Below are 17,982 nucleotides of genomic sequence, written 5' to 3'. Positions count from 1 at the left end.
CGAAAAGGGGCTCACAAATTCACGAAAATTACGCGCGGGGAGGTGGGGAAACAGATTCCTGTGAGCTACTTGTGCCAAATCCCCTAAATCTGTGGGTTAGCGCCACGCTTTAAAGACTTCTGTGTAAACCCTATGCCTAATTTGCGGATTGGTTAATGAATCATTTCCGAGTCATGATGCTGCGGTCCTTCAAGTTGACTGTACTCATGGCCCGGAGCGTGGAACAGGTAGTATGGCGTTGAAAATCCTGCACACAGCAGACTGGCATATTGGCCAGAGTCTGAACGGCTGGTCGCGCACCTATGAGCACCAACAGTTCTTCAAGGAGCTTGAAGAACTGATTGAGCGCCATGAGGTGGACGCGCTGGTCGTGGCAGGAGATGTGTTCGACAATCAGAACCCTTCGGCAGAAGCCACGCAGATGCTTTATGAGACGCTGGCCCGTTTTCGGGAGAAGCGCCCGCATCTGGTGACAGTGCTGACTGCTGGCAATCATGACCCTGCCGGGCGTGTGGAAGCGCCGGGCGTGCTGTTTCAAAAGATTGGTGTGCAGGCGGTTGGCATGGTGCGCCGCCATGATGGTTTGCTTGACCTTTCTCATCACCTCGTTCCACTCAAAGACAGTGATGGTGCGGTGAAGGCCTATGTGCTGGCACTGCCGTTTCCTCGTGCAACCGATTTGCCAGGGCTGAGCTTTTCTTCTTCAGAAGAAGGCTCGCCAGTGGTGCGGGCTGTGGCGGAGCTTTATGAGGCGGCGGTTCAGCAGGCTCGTGAGCAGATTGGCGAGATGCCGTTGATCGCGACTGGACATTTGCATGTGGCAGGTGGTCTGGAGTCGGAAGGCGCAGAGCGGCGCATTCTGATTGGTGGTGAGCATGCCATGCCGTGGGAGCAGTTTCCTGATGACCTGATTTATGTGGCGCTTGGGCATTTGCACAAACCGCAGAAAGTGGGCAAGGAAACCATTCGCTATTCCGGTTCGCCGTTTCCTCTTTCTGTCACCGAGCAACACTACAAGCACGGCGTTAATCTGCTGAGCTTTTCGGATGCCGGCGTGCTTTCCATTGAGCGTCTTGCTTTGACCCGGCCTGTGCCGTTCCACCGCCTGAAAGGGGATGGTGGATTGCTGCTGGAAGAGCTGGTGCCTGCGCTGAATGCGTTGGAGCTGGATGGAGATCTGCCAGTCGAACAACAGCCATTTGTGCATGTGGATCTGAGACCGCAGGTGTCGGCTGGCGGGCTGAAGGCTGAGGTGGACCAGATTTTGGCGGAGTATCCGGTGCGTAGTGCCGGTGTTTCTGTGCTGCGACCCAAACAGCAAGAGGTGGTGAGTGCTGAGGCCGAGAGCCTGATCCGCCTATCTGAAATTCAAACGGATGAGCTTTTCAAATCAGCTTTTGAGCGGGTGCACGGCATGGAGCCGGAAGCTAAGCATCTGGACTATTTTTATCGCGCAATCGCAGAAGCGGAGGTCGAGTAATGCGTATTCTAGCGGTGCGTGGCGAAAACCTTGCCAGTCTGGCAGCTCCGTTTGAGATTGACCTTGAACAGGAGCCTCTGGACGGGGCTGGTTTATTCGCGATTACCGGAGAAACTGGAGCGGGCAAATCCACCTTGCTGGATGCCTTGTGCCTTGCCTTGTTTGGGCAGTGCCCGCGTTTGAGCGCTGCAGGCAGCAGCGACAGTGTGCCGGATGTTGCCGGTGCAGACCTGAAAGAGACAAACCCGCGAACTGTGCTGACCCGTGGTGCAGCTTCTGGCTTTGCCGAGGCGGACTTTATCGGTGCAGATGGAACGGGATACCGCGCGCGCTGGACAGTGCGCCGTGCGCGCAACAAGGCGTCTGGCCGCTTGCAGAATGTGGAGCGGTCGCTGGTTCGCATTGAAGACAATGCTGCGGTTGAAAGCGGCATCAAGCAGGTGGATGCGGCTGTTGAGGAACGGCTTGGGCTGACCTACGACCAGTTCAAGCGCACGGTTTTGTTGGCGCAGGGCGATTTTGATGCTTTCCTGAAAGCCAATGACAATGAGCGGGCTGCGCTTCTTGAAAAAGTGACAGGCACCCAGCGCTACAGAGACATTTCCAAGCAGATCTTCCAGCGGTTTTCTGAGGCCAAAGATGCTGTCGGCAAGCTGGAAGAAAAGTCTGATGTGGCCGGTCTTCTGGAAGACGAGGAACGCACCGCGCTTGTTGGTGAGCAGGGTGAGCTGGAAAAGCAGTCTGCCTCCGTTCAATCGGATATGGATGCCATTGCCAAGTCTTTGGGCCATCTGCAAAAGCTGGATGAAGCCAAGACCAAGCTGGCCTCTGCCCATGATGAGTTTGTTGCCCTGAAAGCGCGCCATGAGAATGCGCAGGCCAAGCGGGATCTGAAGGCACAGTTTGAGCGCATCAAGTCTCTGGAGCCGGTGAACCAGCGCGTGGTGGATGCGGAGCGCGATGTTGCTGGCACGCGTGCAACTGCTGAAAAAAGCCTGGTGATGCTGGAAGCTGCGCGTACGGATCTGGCTGCCAAGGACGAGCAGGCCAAGCAGGCTGATGCGCTGTTCAATGAGCTGGAAGCTGAGCTGACCAAGCTGACACCAGAGTGGAGTGCTGCTGAGCAGCTGGACACCAAGCTGGGTGAGCTGGAAACGGAAGGCAAGCAGCTGCGCGAACGCTCTGATGCGGCCAATCTGGATGCCAAGCAAGCGGAAGATGCGCTGGCGGCACACACCAAATCTCTTGAAGAGCAGAAAGCCTTGCAGGCCACTGTGAAAGAGCAGATGGCCCGGCTGAGTGCGACCAAAGTGCTGAAAGAGCGCCGGGACAGCCTGTTTGCCGATCTGGAAGAGTATGACCGGGTTCAGATTGCGCTTTCCAAGGATGCTGAACGCCTTGTTGAGATGCGCAAGCGTGAGAACGAACTCACTGAGATCCAAAGCAAGCTTTCCGCTGAGCTGGCGCAATTTGCGTCTGATCTAGACGGCTGTGAGAGTGATGTTGCCTCCAAGAAAGGCGAGATTTCCGCTCTTGGCGCCAACGATGCCCGCAAGAGCATGGAGCAACTTTCTGCTTTCCGTCAGCGGGCTGAGAAACTTCAGGAAACCTCTCGCAATTTCGTGAAGGCCAAGCGGAACAAGCAGGCTGAAAGTGCGACCTGGCAGAAGCTTGTAGACCAGATGGAAGGCCTGCAGGAAGCCAAGGAGAAAGCGACCCGGGAACTGACGTTTCGCGACGAAGCCCTCGAAAAAGCGCGTGGGCTCTCCACCCTTGCTGAAGCGGCGCAAGGGGATCAGGTAAAGCTGCTGCGCGCCGGATTGGTTGAAGATGCACCTTGCCCGGTTTGTGGCTCTGACGATCACCCCGTAGATACACAGGAGGGCCGGGCTGCGCTGGATGCGCTGTTCGGCGACGTGTTTCTACAGCGCAAGGAAGCGGAAGAAGCTCGCACAGCTGCGCAGCGAAACCTAAGCGATATAGAGCGAGAGCTTGCTGCCTGCGAAGCTTCAAAGAAAAATGCTTTGGAGCAGGCGGAGCGGTTTGAAGCAGAGACGACTGCATTTGAGGCAGACGCTCAGCAGCAATGGAGTTTGCTTGCAGCTCCGTTCGTGCTGTCGTTTGCGCTGGATGCTTTGCTTGAAACGCCAGAGTTGCTGGATACGGTGCTGGCTCAGGTGACGTCCAAAGCCGATGCTTTGCGCGCAGTGCTTGTTCAGGACGATGAGCTGCGCAAAGAGCTGGAGCAGTTGGAAACCAAGCTTCGTGAACTGCGTGATGCACATAAGAAAGCGGCGGGGGATCAGGCTGGAAAAGCTGAAGAGGTTTCTTCCATCAAGGTGGAACTTTCCGGTGTTGAGGGTCGTCACAACGAGAACTCTGAGGCACGGTTGCGATTGGAGCAACGGCTCAGCGAAACGCTGCTGGCTGGTGGCATGGTGTTTGGGTCCCTTGGTGATGAGTTACCAGCGCTGAAGGTGAGCTTGCAGGACCGCATCAGCACGTGGGAACAACTTGAGCAGCAGGAGGGGACAACGTCTGCCGCGCTGCAATCACTGGAGCAGAAGACCAGTGGTTTGAGCGAGCGGCATGGTGGCCTTGCTAAGACTGCCGCTGACTTGCAAGGGCAGCTTGAGAAACTTCGGGCGCTGCATCAGGAGCGGTTTGCGGAGCGCAAATTGCTGCTGGGTGGCATGGCGACCGGGGCGCATCGTGCAGCATTCACTGAAAAACATAGCAACGCAAAAGAATGCATAAAAAACGCAAGTAACGCACATAGCAACGCAAAGGCCGAGTTTGGCCGTGCGGAGGCTGGACTGGCTGCTGCGAAGGATGCAGAGGCGAAGGCAGGTGCCGCGCTAATTGATTGTGCGGAAAGGCTAAATGCTGAGCTTGCGGGGCTGGGGCTGACGAAAGACGCCTATGACGGCTTGCGGGAGAGGAGCGCTCACGAGCTGGAGGCTTTGCTGGCTGAACTGAAGGCGCTGGATGATGCTTACGTTGCAGCGCAAACTGCTGTTTCGACTTGGGAAAAGGAGCTGGCAGCGGTTCAGGCAGAGCCCTTGCCGGATAAGTTGCAGCCGGAGTTATCCTCTCAGCTGGAGGCCACCAAGCAGGCGCTTTCTGAGTTGCAAGTGAAGCGCGGCGTTCTTTCAGAGAAGCTGCGCGTGGATGCTGAAGCACGGGAAAAAGCCCAACAAATCATGGGTTTGCTGCTGGAGGCGAAGGAGACAGCCAAGACGTGGGGCGCGATTTCTGAGGCAATTGGCTCTGCGGATGGCTCCAAATTCCAGAAGGTGGCGCAGGGTGTTACTCTCGATTTGCTGGTGGAGCTTGCCAACAAACAGCTGCATCAGCTTAAACCACGGTACCAGCTGAAACGGGCTGATTTCGGTCTCGGCATCTTCGTCATCGACCGTGATATGGGCGACACACCACGCTCCACCCGCTCGCTAAGCGGCGGAGAACGCTTCCTTATTTCGCTCAGCCTCGCTCTTGCGCTGTCTGGTTTGGAGGGACGTCAGTCGTTCGTTGACACGCTCTTCATCGACGAAGGCTTCGGCTCACTGGACGCAGAAAGCCTCGATCTTGCCATTGATGCGCTGGAGATGTTGCAGGGGCAGGGGAGAAAAGTTGGTGTCATTAGCCATGTGGAAGCGCTGAAGGATCGAATTCCGGTTCAGGTTCAGGTGGTTAGGCAGGGTGCCGGACGCAGCCGCGTGGCGGTGAATGCGCCAGCAGGGTGGTGATAAGTCCTGCTGGCTTCTTGCGGTTTTGCTAGAAGAGTGCGGGCTTAGTCGCCCGCATCACTCATTTCCTGACTTTGCATAGCTGCTTGTTTTTCCTTCTCTTTTAGCTTCAGAGAAGTTTCCTGCAGCGCAGCGATGTACTGGTCCAGCGCCTGAATTTCCAGATTGGCATTGCTGACATGCTTCGCTGTTTCTCCATCCATAATCTGCGGACGGCCAATCAGGTAGCCTTGCACCTCATCGCAGGATTCATTGCGCAGCAGCTCTAATTCTGGTTCAGTTTCAACACCTTCGGCGATGACTTCCATACCCAGAGCCTGTCCCAGATCGATCACGGCGCGGATGATGGCTGCCAGTTCCGGTGTCTGAGTTACCCCACTGACAAAACTGCGGTCGATCTTGAGGCGATCAAACGGGAAGCGGCGCAGATAGCTGAGGGAAGAGTAGCCGGTACCAAAGTCGTCCAGCGCGATGGTGATACCTAACTCCTTGAGTTGTCTCAGGGTATTTAGTGCGCGGCGGTCATCGTGGATCAGGACGCTCTCTGTGATTTCAAGCTCTAGGCGCTCCGGGGTCAGGCCACTTCGTGCCAGTGCGCCTTCCACTTCCTGAATAAGATACTCATCACAGAACTGCACCGGACTGAGGTTCACACCTACACGATACCGCTCCGGCCACTGAGACGCCTGCGCACACGCTTCGTTCAGCACCCAGCGACCAATCGGGATGATCAGACCACTCTCTTCCGCAACCGGTATGAAGTTGTTAGGAGCGATCAGGCCTTTCTCCGGATGGTTCCAGCGCAGCAGTGCTTCAAAGCCGACGATGGAACGGGTGTCTGAGCGCGCCTGTGGTTGGAAGTGAAGCTGAAGTTCTTCATTTTCCAATGCGTTACGCAGATCACCTTCCATGGTTCTTCTCAGCAGGATGGCTTCTTCCATCTTGTCTTCGAAGAACGCAAAGGTGTTTCTGCCAGCTTCTTTTGCCTCGTAAAGGGCAATGTCCGCCTTGGACATCAGCTCATCAGGATCGGTCCCATGCTCCGGAATAATCGCGATACCGATGCTGGCGCTGGTTCTGATCGTGATGTTGTTGCCCACATGGATTGGCTTAGACAGGACTTCGATGATCTTGTTGGTGAGCAGACCGACTTCTGCCGTTGTCTTCAGATTGACCTGAATGATCGCGAACTCATCTCCGCCCAGACGGGCAACGGTGTCGTGGTGTGTGACACAGGCATTGAGACGGCGGGCGACAGTCTGGATGAGTTTGTCGCCGACGGGGTGGCCGTATAAGTCATTGATATCCTTGAAACGATCCAGATCGAGAACCATGACGGCGGAGATGGTTTCTTCTGCGCTAGCCTGGTTTTCGATAGCTTGCTGGAAGCGCTCGCGGAAGTAGGTTCGGTTCGGCAAACCCGTCAGCATGTCGTGCTGGGCAAGGTGCAGAATGCGGGCTTCGTCTTCCTTCTGCTTGCGCATGTCACGCACTGCAGAGACGCGGAGGTTCTCGTCTCCCACCTCCATCAAGCGGCCACGCACTTCTATCGGAATGCGCTCACCAGTCTTGCTGAGCAGGATGACTTCATTCGGTGTTGGCTCATTGGCCTGAATGGCTGCACGGGCTTTCTCGCGGTAGTCCGGGGCCACGTGAGACAGCAGGCTGGAGCCACGCATTTCGCCTGCGGAATAGCCGAGAAGCTCGTAGAGAACGTGGTTACACTCGACAATGATACCGTCAGTTGAGATGGCGAGACCTTCGAATGCGCCTTCAGCGAATGTGGCGAGTTTGCTGAGTTCTTCCTGCTGCTTACTGTCTGAAGTTTCGCTGATTTTTCGCCGCTTCTCATCGCTCTGCAGCTTGTCGAGGAATGAGTTGAATAGGGAGGCGAGGCGTTCTTGTGGGTCTGTATCGCGAACTGGTAGGCGCTCATCCAACTTGGCGTCATGCCAGACCAACTTGCCGATCAGGTTCTCCATCTGGCTGATGGTGCTGACGATTGGAGAGTCGTTCAGATCAATCTCATCGGCTTTCTGGAACATGCCAGAGTACTTGAAGACTGAGAACAGGATCAGGCCTGTCATAAAGGCCCAAAGGGACGTCAGAGAAGCGCCAACGGCTTGGAGAACGAAGTTGTCGAAGGTCCAGCCCGCCAGAACATTATCTGATGGAAGTGCCAGAGTGTAGCCAAAGAGGCCCACTAATGAGCCGATTCCGAGGCTCGTGTAGTAGATCGTGACTTTGTGGGTCTTGGTTCGGATGAAGACAATACGGGCAGCTGTGACTGAAAGGGCGGAGGCCACGAGTGATAAGGCTGCTACGCCTTCGATCGTCAGGTGTTGCGCATTTCCAAGTGCCGATGCAAGACCGCCGATCAGGCTCAGCAGAATAGTTGGATACATTACCTTTCTTGGCGCAAAGAAGCCAAAGAGAACACCCAAGGCAACAGAGATGCCCGCAGCGACCAGAACGTTGTAGATCGCAGCGCCCAGCTCACCAGAGTAAATGCTTGTGTTGCCAACTGAAAAACCAATGCCACCGACAGCCATGAGAGCTGCACCAGCTTTGATCTGCAGCACATTGTAGTTTTGTGTATTGCGCAGGATATACTCAGGCAGTGCAGGCGAGTTCTTGATGCCGGTGACGAAAATGCCGGAGAATGCCACAAAGGTTGCCAGTAGGGTGACGACCGTTCCACCTCCGATTTGCTCAAAACCTACTGAAAGAACAGTGCCCTGACTGATTGGATGTAAGAGCAGCCCCTGTACGCCTTTCAGGTAGGCTGGGTAGATGACAGCACCAACTGAGAGTGCAAGGATGATGGTTGCGCGGAGTGTGAGCTGATGTGACAGGGGCAAGTATGCGATCACTGCAATCATGGCGGCCATTGCGGCGTGGATTGCTGCGGCATGGACCTCGCTCTGAGGGATGAACTCGACCTCTGACTGCCAAAGGGTCAGCTGAGCTGTGACATCCGGCAGGTTCAGAGTGGTGTCAATCAACAAGCATGCCGCAGAGCTGATTACGATCAGAAGCAATGCGCGGTTGAAAAAGCGAGATGCCCGCATGCGTTCCTGAATGAACAGGCTGGAATACACGACAAGTATTCCAAGAACACCAAGCGCAAATAATCCCACGGACAAAATGGTCCATAGGTTCTGCTGCTGTGTCAGGAGTTCTGCCTGATTTAACGAGCCTTGAAAGCTGGTGTTCGCTGGATCAAAAATTGACGCATACGAAGACACCGACATGAAGTGTAACGATAAACCAATCAGCGTAAGTAAGAGCAATACTGGAAGTAAAAGGGCTCGGAAATGCATTTTGGTACCCCAAGAAATTCCTGGGCATAATTGTTTGAAATTGTTGCGCATTTATTAAGAATTCTAGGGAGTTGAGGGTTTCATCCTAAAAAGTATCGAAAAGAGAGGCGTATATGACGTTTATCTGACGCTTTCAAAGCAAATTGATGAAAATTGTAAGTAAAAGTTTCGGTGATTGAAATTACTTATATACGTGAATACTCGTATTTGTCTTCAAGTTGAGAGAAAAGAGATTCCGCCCGTCAATCATGATTCTCTTCTCTTTTCACAACTGCATTTAGTTCATTTTTTATGGGCAATTGATGTGCATTGTAGGTCTCCATCTTGCTTGAACAGCTTCTGGGTGATCTTGAGCGATGCAGTGGTCCAGCTTGTTTTTATACTCCGCAGTTTCAGTCATGCAGCCAACCGGTGGTGAGCGGGATAACATCCTGCCGAGCTGGAGTTCCACCACAGCACGCCACGGGATTATTGAGAGCATTGAGCGCATGGGGCGGACGGAAAGCCCGGAGTTCGTGGCGCTGGAAGACCGAGTGGCCGTGCTTGTGGGCGATGGGGCATTGTGGAGTACCGCTGTACAGAGCGCTGACAATAAGGTCGTACCACCCAATGCTGACGGAGATCTTGGCAGTTTCGCTGACTACAGCGAAAGCGTGCGGGCTCATTTGTCCCTCAACGGGCCGAAAGCGGTTGGTGCCAAGTATCGGGAGTTCGCCTATCAGCCTTTAAAGGAACTGGTGGGTTTCCTTAAAGAACATCACTTCGAAATCTGGGTGCTGAGCTTTGGTGATCATGAAGTGGATCGCACCATGGTGGAGCTGAACTATGGTCTGCCGCGTTTCCGGGTTATTGAAGTGTCAGCGACCTCCAGTGAAACCCCGTCTTTGAAGTTGGCGCGTGCGATCTGGGATCGGATTGGTGCAGCACCTACGGTTTTTCTGGGCCGGACACAGACAGATCTGGGATTGTTGAAGTTGGCAGGGAAGGGCGAGGGTACTTTGAAAATTCAGATTGCGTCTGGCCAGAGTGGGGTACAGGAAGCCTCCGGCACAACTCCAGATAAGGTCTCTGGAAAGGTTGATTCATGGAGCTTTGTGATTTCACCAGAGAGACATTGGCTCAGGAAGTTTTCGTGGCAGGCTCCCTCTGTGACCAGCCTGAGTAAGAATTAGTAAAAAATACTGAGACTTTCGTTGAGGTCTCTCAGAGATATATTTGAGTTGTTCTAGTTTTAATCGATTGAAGGACTGACTAGTTTTGTAACAATGAATAATTTCTGCTGTTTCAGAAGTAATTTTATTTATTTTGATGAAGATCAATGAAGGGATGGGGCACTCTGATATCTCTAAATGCAGCTTCGGCTGGCACTCGGATGGGGGAGTGTCAACTTTCTTAAAGGCGTGTACCACCGGGTACACGCCTCTTTTTTTGCCTGCAGCTTGTAGTGGCTTCTTCTGAGTAGAAACCTCAGGAGTTGAGCGTTTTCCCAACCTCCTCTTATTTCTAGTTGTGTCTTCTCCTGGAATTTACGATATTCCGGCTGTTGGGTTCTATAGAAGCCAAGCTTCTTGGATGAAAAGGGAATGCGGTAGGGATGACCAAAGATGGGCCCGAGCCGCAGCTGCCCCCGCAACTGTTACGTGGTGCGTTCCTCATAAAAGCCACTGGAGATGATCTCTGGGAAGGCGAGTGATGCAAAAGCCATGAGCCAGGAAACCTGCCCGACACAACATAAACTCAAACCGCACGGTGGGTGCGAAGAGGAGCATATTAAATGCATATTGAACCGGGTTACGTTTCTGCGGCCAAGGTTATTGCTGCCAATGCAGGTGCCGTCGGCGTTTTTGTTTGGGGCTGTAAAGAGCAGATCTCTGAATTTCTGAAAGAGCCGCTTACTCCGCTGAAAACACTTTTGGCTGCTGGTTTCTTCTCCATTTTCATGCAGAGTTTCCATATGTCTGTCGGACCGTCCGAGCTTCATTTTATTGGGGCTATGGCGATGTATCTGACGCTCGGCTTTACACCTGTTCTGCTAGGGTTTGCGATTGGTCTGTTGTTTCAGGCGCTCGCTTTCGACCCGCAGGACATGTACCACCTTGGCGTCAACAGCTTGTCTTTGATGCTGCCGCTGATTTCCGTTCATTATCTGGGTGGTAAGCAGCTGTTTGACAAAGACCTGACCAAACGTCTGAGCTTTGCTCAGATCCTGAAGCTGGATGCTATGTACTATGCTGGTGTGACTGGCATGGTTGGCTTCTGGCTGATGATTGGCGAAGTGGCAACACCATTTACAGCATGGGCGCAGTTTGCCTTGTCTTATCTGGCAATTGTTGTTTTTGAGCCGGTTGTGACCTTCATTGCTGTGAAGGGCCTGAAGGCTATTGAAGACAACGCTGTGGTTCGGACTCTTACCGTGGTTCCGCAGCTGAAGATGGCGTAAGTTTCTACGGGTTTACTTGTAGCAGGGGCGGCGGTTTTTACTCGCTGCCCTTTTTCTTGCTTTCGCGAAGCTGGCGGCTTTGCAAAAATCCTGATTTTGGAAGAAAAAAGCGGCGGATTTGATCTTCGCTGAAGTGTTATGGATTGCCCCGTGGCGCAGCTTCCACTATGAGTGCTTCCCAGAGAATTCTTAGTTTACACAGATCAGGAGATGCAGGCAGTCCATGGCGCGCCAGTTCATCTATCACATGCACGGGGTCTCCAAGGCCTACGGTGCTAAAAAAGTACTCGACAACATTCACCTGTCTTTCTACCCGGATGCGAAAATCGGTATCCTTGGTCCTAACGGTGCAGGTAAGTCCACTCTTTTGAAGATCATGGCTGGTCTGGATAAAGAGTACACCGGTGAAGCCTGGGCTGCTGAAGGTGCCAAGGTTGGTTACCTGCCGCAGGAACCACACCTTGACCCGGACAAGACCGTCTTTGAAAACGTGATGGAAGGCGTTGCGCACAAGCAGGCGAAGCTGGACCGTTACAATGAGCTGATGATGAACTACTCGGATGAAACTGCCGAGGAAGGTGCTCAGCTTCAGGACGAGATCGACGCTCAGGATCTGTGGAACTTGGAAAGCCAGGTAGAGATGGCAATGGAAGCGCTTCGTTGCCCTCCATCCGACAGCCCTGTGACCAACCTTTCCGGTGGTGAGCGCCGCCGCGTTGCGCTTTGTAAGCTTCTGCTTTCCGAACCAGATCTTCTGCTGCTCGACGAACCAACCAACCACCTGGACGCTGAAACTGTTCACTGGCTGGAGCGTCACCTGCGTGAGTTCAAGGGTTCGGTTCTGATCATCACCCACGATCGCTACTTCCTTGATAACGTGACTGGCTGGATTCTGGAGCTCGACCGCGGTCAGGGCATCCCATATGAGGGCAACTACACCACATACCTTGAGAAAAAGACCAAGCGTATGGAGCAGGAAGGCCGTGAGAACATGGCTCGCTCTCGTGCGATCAAGCGCGAAAAAGAGTGGATGGGTATGTCTCCGAAAGGCCGCCAGACCAAGTCCAAAGCCCGTATTAAGGCTTATGACGACCTGCTGGCTGCTCAGGAAGAGCGTATGCCAACCATTGAGCAGATCATGATCCCGGTTGGTGAGCGTCTTGGTAACAACGTGATCGACGTTGAAAATGTTTCCAAGGGCTTTGGTGATCGCCTGCTGATTGACGATCTGTCCTTCAAGCTGCCACGCGGTGGTATTGTTGGTGTGATTGGTCCAAACGGTGCTGGTAAATCAACCCTCTTCAAGCTGCTGACCGGTCAGGAAACTCCTGATAGTGGTAAGGTTGAGCTTGGTGAGCGCGTGCATCTTGGCTATGTGGATCAGTCTCGCGATAAGCTGGATGACAGCAAGACCGTTTGGGAAGAAATTTCCGAAGGTGCTGAAGTTATCTACCTGGACAAGAAAGAGATCAACTCTCGCGCATACTGTTCTTCCTTCAACTTTAAAGGTGCAGGACAGCAGGCGAAAGTTGGCGACCTTTCCGGTGGTCAGCGTAACCGCGTGCACCTTGCGAAGGTTCTGAAGTCTGGCGCTAACGTGCTGCTGCTCGATGAGCCGACCAACGACCTTGACACCGAAACCCTTGCTGCGCTGGAAGACGCTCTTGAGAGCTACGCAGGTTGTGCCGTGGTTATCTCGCACGATCGTATGTTCCTCGACCGTCTGGCAACGCACATGCTGGCTTTTGAAGGTGACTCCCACGTTGAGTGGTTTGAAGGTAACTTCGAAGACTACGAGAAAGATAAGGTTCGTCGTCTGGGCGCACACGCTGCTGACCCACGCCGCATCAAGTACAAGCCACTTACCCGCTAAGTACTGCTTTCTAAAAAGAATTAAGGCCCGCATTTGCGGGCCTTTTTTTGTTGGTGGCTTCAGATCGTGAGAAGTTCGAAAACCGGTTCGCGGCGCAGAGCCTCTGTTTGGGCGACGCCACCTTCACGATCACTGCGAAGTTCATTGCGGTAGCTGGCAAACTCCCAATGGTGAGCAGAAACATCTGAGGCCGGACGTTCGCCCGGTTGAATGCCTGCATGGGTGAGCTTTTGCTCGATTGCTTCAACGAAGGATTTATCGTTCTTCAGATCCTGCGCGGTGTATTGGGAATCCTCGGAGGTTGGGCGTAGGTACAGAGTGAACTGCGCGCCGACCTGAACACGAGAACCCTCTGTCACACGGGTCATGTCTGTGACTTTCCATTTGTCGACCGGAGAGTCCTCAGAGAAAAGCAGAGTGTTAATGGCGTCAAAGGCTGCTGGTACCTGGCTCGGCTCGATGCTCAGGTGGATTTTATCGCCGGCATACTCACCCTGAGCTTTCGCATCGATGCGTTTGGTATGGATGAAACTGTCCTGGTTCTCGATGTTCAGAGTGCGCCAACCGCTGTTTTCTGAGCCCCAGCCGCTACCACGTGCACCTTCAAAAGTTGGTGGATTGGATGCTGGGCGGAAGACAGGTGCCGGGAGGTCTTTCACCTGCTGTGCAATAGCGTCTTGCTTTCCTGCAAGACCGCCTGGTTTATTTGCCTGATGATTTGCAGCAGGCGCCTGTTGCGGCTGGTTCAGTTGAAGTGGTGGGACTTGAAGCTTAAGAGATAGTCCGAACTTTGGCATGTGATCCTCTCCTCATATTGAATTTTTTCAGGCTGCATCTGCGGATGGAGGTGTTTTGCCATCGTGCTTTTGCAACCATTGAGGGAGACCCTAGGGAATATGCATCGTGCATTACGTGCTGCTCGGCACTGATCACGAAAAAGTTTTCAAACCAGGTGTTGTGAAGGTGCTTGTTTGGGAGAACACCAATTGACTGGAGTTCGGACTTCGCTGCTGAGCGGCGGAGCAAGATTTGCTCCGCCGCCCGCTAATTGGTCAGGATCAGTTGCCTAGTGCTTTTGCCATGGTTTGTGCCCAATCATCTGTACCGGTATCTGAGCCGTACTCAGTGGGGTACTGCCACCCCATCATTCCGGCAAAATCGGGTTCTTTTCCTAGTAGTGGAGTGATGAGACTGTCGACGATCTCATCGGCAGACAGATAGCCATTTATAGAGGCTGAGCCGGTGACATTTTGCAGTGTGGTCGGTTTGCCGAGGATAAGCTTGGAGATCGGAACACCAGTTGATGCGATTCCGATAATGCTGGAGGGGAATGTCTGACCATTCACCAGCTCAGTACCTGCAACTTTGCCAGTTTCTTCTGCAGCAGTTTCACCGACATACCACTGATTATTATAGTACTGGATATTGTAGAGATCGATTGTGTCTCCTGCATTCTTGGCGACATCTACGTACACTTGTGTGTAGGTTCCTGGAGCACCGCCATAAAAGTAAGGTGCTTGTGGTGCATGGGTAACGAAGCTCTGACCGTCCGGCAGCTGGTCCTTCAAGGCTTTGGAGAGGTCCACGAGGAAGGATGGGGCATCATACCCCGTGTAGTTGGTATCTTCCCAGTCAATATCGACACCATCGAGATTGTGGTCGGTTACCATTTTGGTCAGCTGTTGCACGGTGTTGTCTAGGTTATTTGCCAAGGCAGCCCAGGCTGGGGTTGAGAAGACTTCTCCGCCCAGAGAAATCAATACTCGCTTACCTGCAGATTTCAGGTTGCTGATGAGATCTGGTGCATCAAACATTGCTTGAAGTTCTGTGCTTGGGGAGAGATTTCCCGCTTCATCACCTACAACAAAGCAAAGAATGACTGTTGTATAATCGCTTTCCGCCATCTTAGCGATGAGCTGCGCATTGGTGCTGAGTGCGTACCCGACAATTTCTTTATTTGGCATCTTGTTTCCTTTTTCCTGCGGCCAAAGCGGCTGCGTTTAGCTGACGAAAAGAAGGAAAAATCGTGAAACAGAAACAGTGCCGTGGTTAATGTTATGCATGGGGCTGATTTAGAAGAGCAGCAGTCACATTCTATATTCATGCTTCATACGTAGATGTGCTGATGTGACGCATGCGCGCAACTGCTAAATTGATGTAAGTCAAGACTGTGTTCTTCCCCATCAATCAAAAACGGGCACTGTAATGAGCGATACAACTTTGTCTTCTGCTGAGGTTCAGCAGGATAGCGATCCGCTGTTCTTTAAAATACTCTTCCTCGTCCCAGTCATCGGCTGGTTGTTTAAAGACGCTGTTCATGGCAACAGCGAAGCGAAATACTATTTCTGTGCTAACTTCTTTGTTGGCTGGGGCCTTGCAATTGCGTTCTTCGGCTATGCTGCGATTATTATTCCAGCACTGTGCCTGGTAGCACTTGCCTTTACTTGGATTATTGGTGTTTGCCGATAATTTATAGCTACTGATCGTGCTCGCCGCTTTCATTGGGAGCGGCCAGCAGTTCATCCGCAGTTATGGTGCCACCCCACGATGTGATGGTGGCTTCCATTTCGTCAGCCACGCAGTAGCGTGCAGCGTCGCGGTCTAAACCGTCTTCCAGCAAATCATCATAGTCCGTGTATTGGTGGCGCACATAACTGGTTGTTGCCAGCAGAACGGCGATATGTGCCGGTAGGTGGCGCAGATGTTGCTGGTTGGCTTTGCTTCTGATTTCAGCTGCATCCAGAAATGGTACGTGAGGTATCAGTGCGCCGAGTGCATCACTGATTGCCCGTTGTCTTTTGGTCTTGCTCACACATGATCTCTTGCGCTGATGTCTGAGCACTAATTTATCATGGATGACGGCAGGCGCGACACTCTTCTATGTGCAATGCTTGATTTTGCTCTCTGGATCGGATCCTGAGATATGCCCAGCACGTGTTTCTTATGGATTTCCGAGAAGCGTTGTTCAGGTGCATAGAACTCTCCCTGAACATATTCCGCTCCAAGTTCTTTCAGCTTTTCTTCGGTATGAGCGTTCTTGATCTCTGAGAGAATGATCTCGATGTTCAGCGCGTGTGCAAACTCGGTTGCGGCGATGAGCAGGCGGGCTGTCTTCTCGTCTTCAAAGAGCTTCTCAACAGACCCTGCATGCAGTTTGATATAAGAGATGTTCAGTTTCTGGAAGTGCTCGATCTTGAGACCTCCGGAATCGAAATGGTTGATGCAGAGTTTGACGCCGGTGCTGGTGAGTTCATTGAGCTGACTGATCAGGATGTGGGCGTTGGCCCGCAGGAGAACTCGTGAGGGGATCTCTAATGTGAATTTGTCTGGTTGGACGTTGTTTTCCTGAAGCAGATAGCTGAGATCGTCGCAGAAACCTTCCTTCAATAGAGATGGCACTGGCACGCGGAACAGGAACTCCCAAGGCTCCATTGAAGTGTTTTGGCAGGCGCGCATGGTGTGAATGATGGCTGCAATTGTGGTGTCGCCGAGAATGTCGCTGAAGCTGGCGCTGTCGAAGATTTTGGAGAGATCGCTGCCTCGTGCAATTTCAAGGATTTGTGTGGGCCAGTCCGGGCGGGCCTCCAGCATTTTGATCTTGCTGGTTTTGCAGGTTCTGATGGGTTGGAACACGGTGCCAACCTGATTTTGCATGAGTGCCTGTTTTGCGGTGCGCTGCAATGTGACCTGTCGATCCAACCGCGTGCGCATCACTTGATTGAAGAGGCTAGCGCGGTTCCGGCCTCGTTTCTTTGCATGATACAGAGCTGTGTCGGCACTCTCTTGCAGTTCTTTGACGTTGTTTGCATGGCGAGGAAACACGGCAGCTCCGATGCTGACCTTGGGGCGGATCTCACTATGCTCGTGATAGATTGGATGACTGAGGGTTGCAGGCAGCTCTTCCAGCAATGCTCTGATCTGATGACAGGTGGTGTCTTCTAGCAGCAGGGCAAACTCGTCACCACCTAAGCGAAGGGCAGTGATGTTTTCACATTCCATCTGTTTGAGGCGGTCGGAAATCGCAACCAGGGCTGCATCACCTGCAGCGTGGCCGTGGGCATCATTGATGACTTTTAGATGATCCAGATCCACGTAGAACAAAGCGACGCGTTGGTCTGGATCGGTGACGCTCTCGATTGCATCCGATATCAGTTGCTCAAAGCTTTCTCGGGTGCGCAGGCCGGTGAGTGGATCGATGTTGCAGACTGTGAAAATCTCACGCGGATTGGATTGCTGAGGGGGAAGCAAATACCTTGCGGAGGCTGGATCATGAATGCGCAGTGTATCGTTCAGATCGTTGGCTGAGAGGATGCGCAACAGGCCGGGAACCAGAATGCGTGCCAGGTTTCTGAAGCTTTTCAGTTTCTTAGTGAGGTCCGCATTGATGAGCTGATCAGAGCCTTTTTGAAAGTGTGCTCTTGGGAAGTGCGTGGACGTGTTTGTCTCTGAGTTGCAAAGAATGCCAACGACTGCGATGACGCGGTCCTGCAGAGAAAGTGGCATGAGTGCAATGAACTGTGTGGCAGAGGTGCTTTCACTTCTAAATCGGTGTGGGAAGATCTGAACATCATCACCGCAGATTGGCAGCTCGGTAATCTTGGTCAGTAGGGTTCGTAGCTGTCCTTCCAGCGGTTGGATACTGTCAGAAACGAAGAGCTCTGTATCGTGGAGATCATCTTGCGGGTTGATCATAATGAAGGTGGGCAGCTCGAACAGTTTTTCATAGACGCGCAAGACAGATTGCGCGAAAGGCTGTTGGCGCGTCTCAGCAGAATGAGGGCTCGTTCTGTAAACGGGGTACTCGATATTGTATTTTGTGTTGCCTGCTTCAGACATCATTCCCACCACTATCAACCAATTGTTTACCACGCCTCTATTGATAGGGATTATGGGCTTTTACGCAAAAAGAAAGCGGGGGTCTCTCTGAGAATTTGGGGGCATGTTGTGCGGGAATACTATAAAAATACTAGGTAAATTTTAGGAAAATGGGGATAAGCGTCTTCGAATTTTTCAGTTTATATGAAAAGTGAAATTTCTTATTTGCGCATTACATATGTAGATGAGTAATTATGATGCATAATCTCTTCTGCGGCAAAGACAATACTATTTTATGGGTA

11 protein-coding genes and 1 riboswitch are annotated in these 17,982 nt (G+C 52.6%); of the genes, 6 read left to right on the top strand and 5 right to left on the bottom strand.

Features of this window, described 5'->3' with window-relative positions:
• Window positions 1-232: 232 nt before the first annotated feature.
• Together AC3CB2_RS14540 and AC3CB2_RS14535 are read left to right on the top strand one after the other, a co-directional pair.
• Window positions 233-1,480, top strand: a complete 1,248-nt coding sequence (locus AC3CB2_RS14540; protein WP_352933646.1) for an exonuclease SbcCD subunit D — start codon at window positions 233-235, stop codon at window positions 1,478-1,480.
• On the top strand, window positions 1,480-5,229 hold the full coding sequence (locus AC3CB2_RS14535; protein WP_352933643.1) for an AAA family ATPase: 3,750 nt from the start codon (window positions 1,480-1,482) through the stop codon (window positions 5,227-5,229). Before AC3CB2_RS14540 ends, AC3CB2_RS14535 begins: the two co-directional genes overlap by 1 nt.
• A 44-nt stretch (window positions 5,230-5,273) precedes the next feature.
• On the opposite strand, the gene AC3CB2_RS14530 is transcribed toward AC3CB2_RS14535, so the two are convergent.
• Complete coding sequence (locus tag AC3CB2_RS14530) at window positions 5,274-8,369, bottom strand: EAL domain-containing protein (protein WP_352933640.1); 3,096 nt, start codon at window positions 8,367-8,369, stop codon at window positions 5,274-5,276.
• A gap of 539 nt (window positions 8,370-8,908) precedes the next feature.
• Between AC3CB2_RS14530 and AC3CB2_RS14525 the strand changes: the two genes are divergently transcribed.
• The 3 genes from AC3CB2_RS14525 (at window position 8,909) to ettA (ending at window position 12,865) form a co-directional block, all read left to right on the top strand.
• Window positions 8,909-9,724 carry an acid phosphatase gene (locus AC3CB2_RS14525; RefSeq protein WP_352933637.1) on the top strand — a complete coding sequence of 272 codons (816 nt, stop codon included), beginning with the start codon at window positions 8,909-8,911 and terminating at the stop codon, window positions 9,722-9,724.
• Window positions 9,725-10,080: 356 nt separating this feature from the next.
• Window positions 10,081-10,291: riboswitch (cobalamin riboswitch) on the top strand.
• Between the two features lie 35 nt (window positions 10,292-10,326).
• A complete protein-coding gene (locus AC3CB2_RS14520) occupies window positions 10,327-10,992 on the top strand; it encodes an energy-coupling factor ABC transporter permease (protein ID WP_352933634.1) in 666 nt (221 codons plus the stop codon).
• Window positions 10,993-11,215: 223 nt separating this feature from the next.
• Window positions 11,216-12,865, top strand: a complete 1,650-nt coding sequence (ettA, locus tag AC3CB2_RS14515; protein ID WP_008548166.1) for an energy-dependent translational throttle protein EttA — start codon at window positions 11,216-11,218, stop codon at window positions 12,863-12,865.
• Between the two features lie 59 nt (window positions 12,866-12,924).
• Here ettA and ospF read toward each other — a convergent pair whose 3' ends face one another.
• Window positions 12,925-13,662 (bottom strand): type III secretion system effector phosphothreonine lyase, encoded by a 738-nt coding sequence (gene ospF, locus AC3CB2_RS14510; protein ID WP_008547743.1) that lies wholly within the window; start codon window positions 13,660-13,662, stop codon window positions 12,925-12,927.
• 261 nt (window positions 13,663-13,923) lie between these two features.
• Window positions 13,924-14,829, bottom strand: a complete 906-nt coding sequence (locus AC3CB2_RS14505) for a glycosyl hydrolase family 18 protein (RefSeq protein ID WP_352933631.1) — start codon at window positions 14,827-14,829, stop codon at window positions 13,924-13,926.
• Window positions 14,830-15,070: 241 nt separating this feature from the next.
• On the opposite strand from AC3CB2_RS14505, the gene AC3CB2_RS14500 reads away from it, so the two are divergent.
• Entirely contained in the window at window positions 15,071-15,334 is a 264-nt protein-coding gene (locus tag AC3CB2_RS14500) for a hypothetical protein (protein WP_352933628.1), read from the top strand.
• Window positions 15,335-15,341: 7 nt separating this feature from the next.
• On the opposite strand, the gene AC3CB2_RS14495 is transcribed toward AC3CB2_RS14500, so the two are convergent.
• Both AC3CB2_RS14495 and AC3CB2_RS14490 read right to left on the bottom strand, forming a co-directional pair.
• A complete protein-coding gene (locus tag AC3CB2_RS14495) occupies window positions 15,342-15,677 on the bottom strand; it encodes a DUF2293 domain-containing protein (protein WP_352933625.1) in 336 nt (111 codons plus the stop codon).
• Window positions 15,678-15,706: 29 nt separating this feature from the next.
• Window positions 15,707-17,704, bottom strand: a complete 1,998-nt coding sequence (locus AC3CB2_RS14490) for a diguanylate cyclase domain-containing protein (RefSeq protein WP_352933622.1) — start codon at window positions 17,702-17,704, stop codon at window positions 15,707-15,709.
• Window positions 17,705-17,982 lie beyond the last annotated feature (278 nt).

It is taken from the genome of Pseudovibrio sp. SCP20 (assembly GCF_057774105.1).
The sequence above is the reverse complement of the archived record's forward strand: the minus strand, read 5'-3'. Positions and strand labels throughout refer to the sequence as shown.